General features: G+C 73.8%; 3 protein-coding genes. All 3 read left to right on the top strand.

Annotation, left to right across the window (positions count from 1 at the left end):
• A partial coding sequence (gene eccE, locus G3I40_RS10595) for a type VII secretion protein EccE (RefSeq protein WP_164301906.1) occupies positions 1 to 960 on the top strand: 960 nt, incomplete at its 5' end.
• Complete coding sequence (locus G3I40_RS10590; protein ID WP_164301905.1) at positions 960 to 1,706, top strand: hypothetical protein; 747 nt, start codon at positions 960 to 962, stop codon at positions 1,704 to 1,706. The genes eccE and G3I40_RS10590, both read left to right, overlap by 1 nt.
• 329 nt (positions 1,707 to 2,035) lie before the next feature.
• Positions 2,036 to 2,819: SCO5717 family growth-regulating ATPase (locus tag G3I40_RS46440; RefSeq protein WP_343244885.1), on the top strand; the 784-nt coding region annotated here is incomplete at its 3' end.

Genomic DNA, 2,819 nt, shown 5'->3' with positions numbered 1-2,819 from the left:
ACCGAGCCGGGGCTCGCGCCCGCCGTCGAGTGCGACCCGAGCCTGCGCACGTACAGCCACAACCGCGGCGACGACCGGGACCAGCGCCCGGTCGGCATGGTCGGCGACGGCGGGTTCCTGACCGCCGTGCTCCAGGTCGAGTCGGACGCCACGGCGCTGCGGGCCGAGCGCAGCCGGCGCCCCCTGCCGGTCGGACTCGTGCGGGACGCCCTGGAGGTCGACGGGATCCGTCTGGAGTCCGCGCAGATCGTGCTGCACACGCAGCCCGCGCCCGCGCTGCACCTGCCCCAGCAGTCGGTGGCCGTGAGCAATTACGCGCCGCTGCAGGCACAGACCGGATCGCCCGCGGTCCGCATCACGTGGATCGCCCTGAAGCTCGATCCGGAGCTGTGCCCGGAGGCCGTGGCCGCCCGCGGGGGTGGCGTGATCGGCGCGCAGAAGTGCCTCGCGCGCGTGGCCGAGCATCTGTCGAGCCGGCTCAGCGGCGCCGGGTTCCGGGCCAGCGTGCTCACCGAGGAGGAGCTGATCGCCGCGGTGGCCACGTCCGCGTGCGCCAACCCGATGGTGACCGCGCAGGCCGGGCGGAGCGAGGCGCCGCAGCGACGGACCGAGGAGTCCGGGCGCAGCTGGCGCTGTGACAACCGCCGGCACACGACGTACTGGGTGCGCCGCTGGCCCCAGCTGGGGGCCGGGACCATCCAGCTGCCGCAGCTCGTCGCCCAGTTGACGACGGTGCCCGCGCTCGCGACGACGTTCAGTCTGACGCTGGCCCAGGGCGATCAGCAGGACGTGACCCTCACCGGGCACATGCGGATCACGGGCCGCAGCGACAGCGAGCTGACCACCGCGCGCCGTGACCTGGAGCAGGCCGCGCGCCAGGTGCGCACGGGACTCGTCCGGCTCGACCGTGAGCAACTGCCCGGCGTTCTCGCCACCTTGCCCCTCGGAGGTGCCCGCTGATGGCCCTGACCAGTCAGCCGCGTCAGATGCCCGATCCCGGTGAGCGGCTGCGGACCGGCTTCGGTCTGCTCGGCCCGCGCCACCAGCGGCATTCCCTGTCCCCGGACCAGCTCGACACCCTGGCGCTGCCCATCGGGGACGACGGCGTGGTCATCGGCGTGGACGCCGAGGGCCAGCCCGCGGTGATGGGCATCAACCGCCCGACGCCGTACGACATCGTGCTCATCGGCGGTCTGTGGACGGCACAGGTGCTCGCGCTGCGGGCGGCCGCGACGGGCGCCCGGGTGGCCGTCGAGACGGGCCGTGCCCAGCAGTGGGCGCAGCTCGTGCAGGCGGTCGGCGGCGGGCAGTCGGGGATGACGCTGCACGACGTGGGACGCGTTCCGCCGCAGGGTGCCTCCGCCGGCGGGCCCGTGCTCGTCATCCGTGACTGCGGCATGCGGCCGCCACGTGGGCGGGTCGCCTCCGCGCCCTGGCAGTCCGTCCTCACGCTCCTGCCGTACCTGAGCCCGGTGGCGCCACGTCTGATGCGCCAGGCCAGACTCGTGGGCGTACAGCGGGTGTCGCCGGACGAGGCGGCCGAGATCGGGCGGGTGATAGGGCTGCCGCGCGGCGAGTACGAGTCGCTGCCGACGCTCGCCGACGGCGTGACCCTGTGGTGCACCGACCGCGACCGGCAGTACGTGATGACGCAGGCGACGGACGCCGAGACCGGATTGTTGGGAACCGCACGCCGGATGGACTGAGCGGGGCCCGCACCCCGCCTGACTCCGGGAAGCTCCGGAGAACTCCGGGTTTTTTGCGGTCACTTCGGACATTTCAGGGCGCAGGGTCGGCGTTCGTTCGTCACGTTTTGGTGTACGCACACCGACGTCCCCCGGATCTCGGGCCCGACGTGACGCAGCGGACATCCGCGACGGGGTGGACGGGCCTGCCGTGCACGTGGTTTTCGTGATTAGGCTGGGGCAGAACGTGTTGCGTGCACCCCGCCGCGGGTCGCGCGCCCGGCGGATCGACGACAGGAACGGTCGCCCCCAGCACGGCACGAGGGTGCTCGACCACACCAGGAGGCATTGTGAACAGCGATCGGGACGATATCCGCGGGGGCTGGGATTCACCCGTCGATGATCAGTCCGACGCGGAGTCCAGTGTCGAGCTGACGGGCGAGTTCACGATCGACTACGCCCCGCCGGCCTGGTACACGCAGAACGCGTCGGAGACCGGCAGCTCCCCCGGGACGCCCGCGCCCCCGGCGCCGCCCGCCGCGCCCGTGCCCGCACCTGCGCCCGCGCCGGCCCCTGCTCCCACACCGCCGCCCGCGCCCGCCCCTTCGCCTTTCCCGGAGCCCGATGCGGGGAACGGGGATCTGGAGAGCGGCGCGACGATGAAGTTCTCCGCAGCGGCGCTGAAGCGGGAGTTCGCCGAGCTGGCCTCCCTCGACGGACGGCAGGACGAGCAGAAGCCCGAGCAGAAGCCCGCGCCGGAGCCCGGGCAGGGGTCCACGCGACAGAACGAGCCGCCGAACGAGCAGCAGAACCAGCAGCAGGACGGCTCGGGCACCATTGGAGCTCCCGGCACCTCCGGCACCCCGGATTCCGCGGCCGCACCGGACGAGTCCCCGCGCTCCTGGGTCGACAGCCATGCGGCTCCCGCTCCTGACGCAGGCGACGCCGCCGGGCCCGTCCAGCCCGACGAGCCCGCCGCGGAGCCGGTCGCCGGAGACGTCCCGCCGGCCTCTGCAGACACCCCTGTGGGCGAGGACGCCGCGTCGGAGCCCGACGCGTCCGCCCCCGAGGCCCCCACGGACGCGGACGAGGACACGCACCCGCACACGGACGCAGCTGCCGAGCCCGCGAGCG

The organism is Streptomyces sp. SID14478 (genome assembly GCF_010548525.1).
Taxonomy (GTDB): domain Bacteria; phylum Actinomycetota; class Actinomycetes; order Streptomycetales; family Streptomycetaceae; genus Streptomyces.
The sequence above is the reverse complement of the archived record's forward strand: the minus strand, read 5'-3'. Positions and strand labels throughout refer to the sequence as shown.